Origin of the sequence: uncultured Stenotrophomonas sp. (assembly GCF_963519925.1) — a bacterium.
Classification (GTDB): Bacteria; Pseudomonadota; Gammaproteobacteria; order Xanthomonadales; family Xanthomonadaceae; genus Stenotrophomonas; species Stenotrophomonas maltophilia_AE.
In genome coordinates, this window is the sequence record NZ_CAUQPH010000185.1 from 1 (window position 1) to 5,960 (window position 5,960).

At 67.2% G+C, this 5,960-nt stretch carries 6 protein-coding genes, 1 tRNA gene and 1 other RNA gene; 5 read left to right on the forward strand and 3 right to left on the reverse strand.

Going from position 1 to position 5,960, the window contains the following annotated elements:
• Positions 1-202: 202 nt before the first annotated feature.
• Positions 203-607 carry a DUF6165 family protein gene (locus tag RWO33_RS18730; protein WP_314106773.1) on the forward strand — a complete coding sequence of 135 codons (405 nt, stop codon included), beginning with the start codon at positions 203-205 and terminating at the stop codon, positions 605-607.
• A gap of 291 nt (positions 608-898) precedes the next feature.
• Here RWO33_RS18730 and RWO33_RS18735 read toward each other — a convergent pair whose 3' ends face one another.
• A complete protein-coding gene (locus RWO33_RS18735) occupies positions 899-1,957 on the reverse strand; it encodes a glycosyltransferase family 9 protein (RefSeq protein WP_314106776.1) in 1,059 nt (352 codons plus the stop codon).
• A 21-nt stretch (positions 1,958-1,978) separates the two neighbouring features.
• Here RWO33_RS18735 and RWO33_RS18740 point away from each other — a divergent pair, with 21 nt between their 5' ends.
• Both RWO33_RS18740 and RWO33_RS18745 read left to right on the forward strand, forming a co-directional pair.
• Positions 1,979-2,728 carry a 3-deoxy-D-manno-octulosonic acid kinase gene (locus RWO33_RS18740; protein WP_314106778.1) on the forward strand — a complete coding sequence of 250 codons (750 nt, stop codon included), beginning with the start codon at positions 1,979-1,981 and terminating at the stop codon, positions 2,726-2,728.
• A complete protein-coding gene (locus RWO33_RS18745) occupies positions 2,728-3,477 on the forward strand; it encodes an MBL fold metallo-hydrolase (protein WP_145478450.1) in 750 nt (249 codons plus the stop codon). Before RWO33_RS18740 ends, RWO33_RS18745 begins: the two co-directional genes overlap by 1 nt.
• A gap of 141 nt (positions 3,478-3,618) precedes the next feature.
• Here the strand turns inward: RWO33_RS18745 and ffs are convergent.
• Positions 3,619-3,715: signal recognition particle sRNA small type (gene ffs / locus RWO33_RS18750), an RNA gene on the reverse strand.
• A 353-nt stretch (positions 3,716-4,068) separates the two neighbouring features.
• Here ffs and sugE point away from each other — a divergent pair.
• Positions 4,069-4,386 (forward strand): quaternary ammonium compound efflux SMR transporter SugE, encoded by a 318-nt coding sequence (gene sugE / locus RWO33_RS18755; RefSeq protein ID WP_095363676.1) that lies wholly within the window; start codon positions 4,069-4,071, stop codon positions 4,384-4,386.
• A gap of 272 nt (positions 4,387-4,658) precedes the next feature.
• Here the strand turns inward: sugE and RWO33_RS18760 are convergent.
• Positions 4,659-4,751 (reverse strand) — tRNA-Ser (locus RWO33_RS18760).
• 133 nt (positions 4,752-4,884) lie between these two features.
• On the opposite strand from RWO33_RS18760, the gene dnaX reads away from it, so the two are divergent.
• Positions 4,885-5,960: DNA polymerase III subunit gamma/tau (gene dnaX, locus RWO33_RS18765; RefSeq protein WP_314106784.1), on the forward strand; the 1,076-nt coding region annotated here is incomplete at its 3' end.

The window sequence follows — 5,960 nt, forward strand, 5'->3', positions numbered from 1 at the left end:
CAGCTTCTGTTGTGTATACGAGACTGCTGGCGGTGTGGGGGTTTTGCTTCGGCGCGTAGAGCCACGCCCTGCGTGGCTGTTCTTCGTCGGGCACCGCGCAGCCACGCAGGGCGTGGCTCTACTGGCTGAACCACGGCGTCCCTCAGACACGCATGGCGTGTCGCTACGCTTAAACTGTCTGCCTCCACTACGGAAGTCTTCCATGACCGCAGAAATCTCCGTTCCCGTCTCGTTTGGCGAGCTGCTGGACAAGATCTCCATCCTGCAGATCAAGTCCGAGCGGATCAGCGATCCGGCCAAGCTGGTCAACATCCGCGCCGAGCTGAGCGCGCTTGAAACGACCTGGATGGCGCATCCGGCCGGGGTCAAGGACATCGCGAAGCTGCGCGCCGAGCTCAAGGACATCAACGAGCAGCTCTGGGACATCGAAGACAACGTGCGCCTGAAGGACAAGGCCGGCGAGTTCGACGACGCGTTCATCGCGCTGGCGCGCAGCGTCTACCAGAAGAACGACCAGCGCGCGCGGATCAAGAAGGGCATCAACCTGGCGCTGGGCTCGGTCTACGTCGAAGAGAAGTCGTACAAGGACTACAGCGGCCGCGGGTGAGAAACGCCCGGGTCGAACGGCTGTATCGCTAACGCCGACCGGTAAGGCCGACCGCTAACGCCGACCGCCAGCGCCAACCGCTAACGCCAGCCGGTAACGCCAACCGCTAACGCCGACTGGTAGCGCCGACTGTTAGTCGGCTGGCCGGGACAAGCAGCCGACTAACAGTCGGCGCTACCAGTCGGCGCTACCAATCGGCGCGATCGGCGCGATCGGCGCATCAAGCGCGACCGGCGCATCCAGCGCGACCGGGTACATCCGGCGCATCCGGCGCGCCCCGCGTTACCGGCGCTATCGCAGCGGTGCTCGCGCCTGATCGGCCACATACCGCTCGAACGCAGCGATGCCGTCCTCGACCGTGATCAGCTGCATCACGTCGTCGAACTCGATCTTGGTGCCCCACTTCAGTTCGCTGCCGGGCTTGCCCAGGAACTTCCGCGCCGCATCGTCGTACCGGTCCACGCAGTAGCGGCGGTCCGAGTAGGGGCCGCTGCGGTGCGGGTTGCTGGCTGCATGCAGGCCCAGCACCTTGGCGCCCATCGCGTTGGCGATGTGCATCGGTCCCGAATCGGGGGTCATCACCAGCGCCGCACGCGCCAGCAGGGCCGGCAGCTGTTTCAGCGTGTCCTTGCCCACCAGGTCCAGCGCCGGGGTGGCCAGCTGGGCCTGGATGGCGTCGGCCATGCCGCGCTCCAGTTCGCTGCGGCCGCCGCACAGCACCACCCGCCAGCCGCGCGAGACGGCATGGTTGGCCACCGCCGCATAGCGCTCGGCGTACCAGTTGCGACGCACATGGCTGGAGCAGGGCGAGATCATCAGCACCGGCCGGCCATCGTCCTGCCACTGCGCCTGCGCCCATTCCACCGCTGCCGGGGGCACCGCCAGGTCCCAGCTGACCTCGGTCTGGCGGATCCCCAGCGGTTCGCCGAAGCTGCCGATCGCGTCCAGCACGTGGATGCCCGGGCGGTCGGGGATGCGCTCGTTGATGAAAAGCCCGTGCAGGTCCTTCGAACGCGCCTTGTCGTAACCGATCCGGCGCTGCGCCGGAACGAAGGCCGAGAGCACATTGGCCCGGAAGGCCACCTGCATCTGCAGCAGCGCCTCGAACCGACCCGGCGGCAGCTCGGCGCGCAGGGCGCGCATGCCGGCCAGGCCGGTCTTCTTGTCGTAGGCGTGGAAGACCACGCCGGGCAGTCCGTCCAGCAGCTTGTGCCCGGCCTTGTCGATGATCCAGTGCAGTTCAACGCCGGGGCGCGCCTGCTGCAGGGTCCGCACCAGTGGCACCACGTGGGTGACGTCGCCCAGCGCGGACAAACGCAAAAGACACAAGGAAGAGGACGCTGATGCCATGGTGTTGTTAGACTCGAAGGAATGGTCGCATTCGACGCCACTGAAGCGCTGACGCCCTGCCGCGATGGACGTGGCATGGGTGCCATTCTGTTCGACCGCGAACGGCTGCGGCAAGCCGACATGAGCCTGTTCTCCCCGGCCCACTGGGGCGAGCGGGCGCGGCCGGTGGGCGAGGGCGGCCGCGGCGGCGCCTGGTTCGTCGATGCGCCGTTCGGGCATTGCGTGCTGCGCCAGTACCTGCGCGGTGGCATGGCGGCCAAGCTCAGCCACGACCAGTACCTCTGGCGCGGCGCCAACCGCACCCGAAGTTTCGCCGAATTCCGCCTGATGCGCGCGCTGCGCGCGCTCAAGCTGCCGGTGCCGCGCCCGATTGCCGCGTTCTACATGCGCGACGGCATGCGCTATCGTGCCGCGCTGCTGATGGAACGCCTGGAAGGCGTGCGCTCGCTGGCCGACCGCGCGCTGGTCGCCGGGCGCGGCGCGCCGTGGGAAGAGACCGGCCGGCTGATCGCGCGCTTCCACCGCGCCGGGCTGGACCATGCCGACCTCAACGCCCACAACATCCTGTTCGACGCCAATGGCCATGGCTGGCTGATCGATTTCGACCGCGGCGTTCAGCGCATCCCGGCCACCGCCTGGCGCGAGCGGAACCTCAAGCGCCTGCACCGTTCGCTGGTCAAGCTGCGCGGCGAGCGCAGCCATGACGAGGTGGAGAAGGATTTCGCGCGCCTGCGCCGCGCCTACGACCTGGCCTGGAACCGGGGGTACTGATGACCTGGTCGCTGCGTTTCATGGGGGTCGGCAATGCGTCGGCCGTACAGCTGGGTTCGCCGATGGCGGTGATCGAGCGCGAGGGCCAGCCCTGGCTGACCATCGACTGTGGCGGCGAAGGCCTCACCGCGTTCCTGGCCCAGTACGGGCGCATGCCCGAGGCCCTGTTCGTCACCCATGTGCACCTGGACCACGTGGCCGGATTCGAGCGCCTGTTCGTGGACGCCTATTTCTCGCCGCAGCGCCGGGGCCGCATCCGCGTGTACGTCCCGGCGACCGTGGTACCGCTGCTGCATCGGCGGGTGGCCGACTACCCGAACGTCCTGGCCGAGGGCGGCGCCAATTTCTGGGATGCATTCCAGTTGATCGTGGTCGGCGATGCGTTCTGGCATGACGGCGTGCGCCTGGAAGTGTTCCCGGTACGCCATCACTGGCCGGAAACCGCGTACGGCCTGCGCCTACAGGGCGCGCTGGTGTGGAGTGGCGACACCCGTCCGATTCCGGAAATGCTGGCCCGCTACGCCAGCGACAACGAACTGATCGCCCACGACTGCGGCCTGCACGGCAACCCGTCGCATACCGGCGTGGAGGATCTTGAGCGGGAGTATTCGCCCGAACTGCAGGCGCGCATGATGCTGTATCACTACGCGAGCGAAGCCGACGGCGACGCCTTGCGCCAACGCGGTCACCGCGTAGCGACGCCGGGCGAGTGCGTAACTCTCTCGGCGCCAACGGGAATGCCGACGTAGAGCCGCGCCCCTTGAACGGTGCGCGCCGGTCCCAGGAACGCGTCGCCACGCGCCATTGTGCTGATCGCATCGCGACGTAGCGTGGTTCACTGCGTGGCTGCGCGGACCCGAACTTGTTCGCAGACCCCAAAACGGGTGACGGCCCCGCCGGCTGACCTCGGCGCCCGCGTCGATCGATACCGTTGCTGCCTTCCGGCCCTGGCGGGATTTTCGACCTAGCGTCGCGAGGGGCCGACGGGGCCGCCATAGAGACGTTGCACCGAAGTGCAGTCACCCAGTATAGCGCGGCGCAGCCAAGCGCGGTAGCTCCGCAAGCGCCGTAGATCCGCAAGCGCGGTAGATCCGACTGTTAGTCGGATTCGGCCTTTGGCGCAAAACCCCCCGGTAGCGACACGCCACGCGTGTCCCCGACCACCCTGACCACACCATGACCCCAAGGCACCTATAACCCCATCCCAACTCCCCCATCACCTAGAATCCCCCCCAAGGTAGAGCGGGGCTCTGCCCCGCTGCACGCACCCCAGGAGGAACGGCCTCCCCCATATCGGGCAACAATGACCAGGACGACCTGGCCCCATAAGGAGGGCCACCATGGCCTGGATATATCTACTCGTTGCCGGTGTACTGGAAATCGTCTGGGCGTTCTCGATGAAACAATCCGAGGGCTTCACCCGGCTCACCCCGTCGCTCATCACCTTCGCCGCCATGGCCGCCAGCTTCTGGCTGCTCGCCCTGGCCATGCGCACCTTGCCGCTGGGCACCGCCTATACGATCTGGACCGGCATCGGCGCGGTCGGCGCGTTCATCGTCGGCATCGTGTTCCTTGGGGAACAGGTGAGTGCGATGCGGATTGGCGCGGCGGTGTTGATCGTGAGCGGGCTGGTGTTGATGAAGGTGTCGAGCGCGTAACGGCAGTTAAAAATGTCGCCCTTCGGGCGGCACTGTTTGACCGGCGGGGTGGTCGAACGCGGCGGAATGGTGGCCGCTTCATTGTCGGGGATTACGGGGCCCATCCATGGGCCCCGCCCCAACGCGCGCTCGGCGCGCGTTGGGGCCAGCCATTCGGCTGTCCGGATTCGCTCCGGGCGAATCCGTCGAACCCCCGTCCGCGCGTCTCGTCCACCGACTCTCCGCCGGGCAAACGCAAAAGGCCGCCCATTGGGCGGCCTTTTGCGTTTGTCTGGCGGAGAGAGGGGGATTCGAACCCCCGAAGCGCGGTTTAGACGCTTACACACTTTCCAGGCGTGCTCCTTCAACCACTCGGACACCTCTCCGGACCTGCTGCGAACCCGCTGCAGGGGCGCAGATTCTAGCTGGGTAACGCGCCGTGCACAAGCGCCTTCACGCAGGGGCAGGGGGGCTGGACAGGCGTGGCACAATGGACGTCCCGATGAAGACGGTGGCCTGATGTCCTATCTCGTCCTTGCCCGCAAGTGGCGTCCGAAGCGTTTTGCCGAGCTGGTGGGCCAGGAACACGTGGTCCGTGCGCTCAGCAATGCGCTGGACAGCGGCCGGGTGCACCATGCGTTCCTGTTTACCGGCACCCGCGGGGTCGGCAAGACCACCATCGCGCGTATTTTCGCCAAGTCGCTCAACTGCGAGCAGGGCACCAGTGCCGATCCCTGCGGCCAGTGCCCGGCCTGCCTGGACATCGATTCCGGGCGTTACATCGACCTGCTGGAAATCGACGCCGCGTCCAATACCGGCGTGGACGATGTCCGCGAGGTGATCGAGAACGCCCAGTACATGCCCTCGCGTGGCAAGTACAAGGTCTACCTGATCGACGAAGTGCACATGCTGTCCAAGGCCGCGTTCAACGCGCTGCTGAAGACGCTGGAAGAACCGCCGGAACACGTGAAGTTCCTGCTCGCCACCACCGACCCGCAGAAGCTGCCGGTCACGGTGCTGTCGCGCTGCCTGCAGTTCAACCTCAAGCGGCTGGACGAGGACCAGATCCAAGGCCAGATGACCCGGATCCTGGCCGCCGAGGAGATCGAATCGGATCCGACCGCGATCGTGCAGCTGGCCAAGGCGGCCGACGGCAGCCTGCGTGACGGCCTGTCGCTGCTCGACCAGGCCATCGCTTACGCCGGCGGTGCGCTGCGCGAAGACGTGGTGCGCACCATGCTGGGCACCGTCGACCGCACCCAGGTCGCGGCCATGCTCGAGGCCCTGGCCGACGGCGATGGCGTGCGCCTGCTGCAGGTGGTGGCCGCGCTGGCCGAGTTCTCGCCCGATTGGAGCGGGGTCCTCGAAGCGCTCGCCGAAGCGCTGCACCGCATCCAGGTGCAGCAGCTGGTGCCCGGCGCCCAGGCCGATGGCGACGGCATCGATGCCGCCGCATTTGCCCAGCGCCTGCGCCCGGAAGTGGTGCAGCTCTGGTACCAGATGGCGCTCAGCGGCCGCCGCGACCTGCACCTGGCGCCCAGCCCGCGCGCCGGCTTCGAAATGGCCGTGCTGCGCATGCTGGCGTTCCGTCCGGC

Bases quoted from the DNA above. Each gene is read 5' to 3' on its own strand.
- RWO33_RS18730 (WP_314106773.1), top strand. From the start codon at position 203: ATGACCGCAGAAATCTCCGTTCCCGTCTCGTTTGGCGAGCTGCTGGAC.
- RWO33_RS18735 (WP_314106776.1), bottom strand. From the start codon at position 1,957: ATGGCATCAGCGTCCTCTTCCTTGTGTCTTTTGCGTTTGTCCGCGCTG.
- RWO33_RS18740 (WP_314106778.1), top strand. From the start codon at position 1,979: ATGGTCGCATTCGACGCCACTGAAGCGCTGACGCCCTGCCGCGATGGA.
- RWO33_RS18745 (WP_145478450.1), top strand. From the start codon at position 2,728: ATGACCTGGTCGCTGCGTTTCATGGGGGTCGGCAATGCGTCGGCCGTA.
- sugE (WP_095363676.1), top strand. From the start codon at position 4,069: ATGGCCTGGATATATCTACTCGTTGCCGGTGTACTGGAAATCGTCTGG.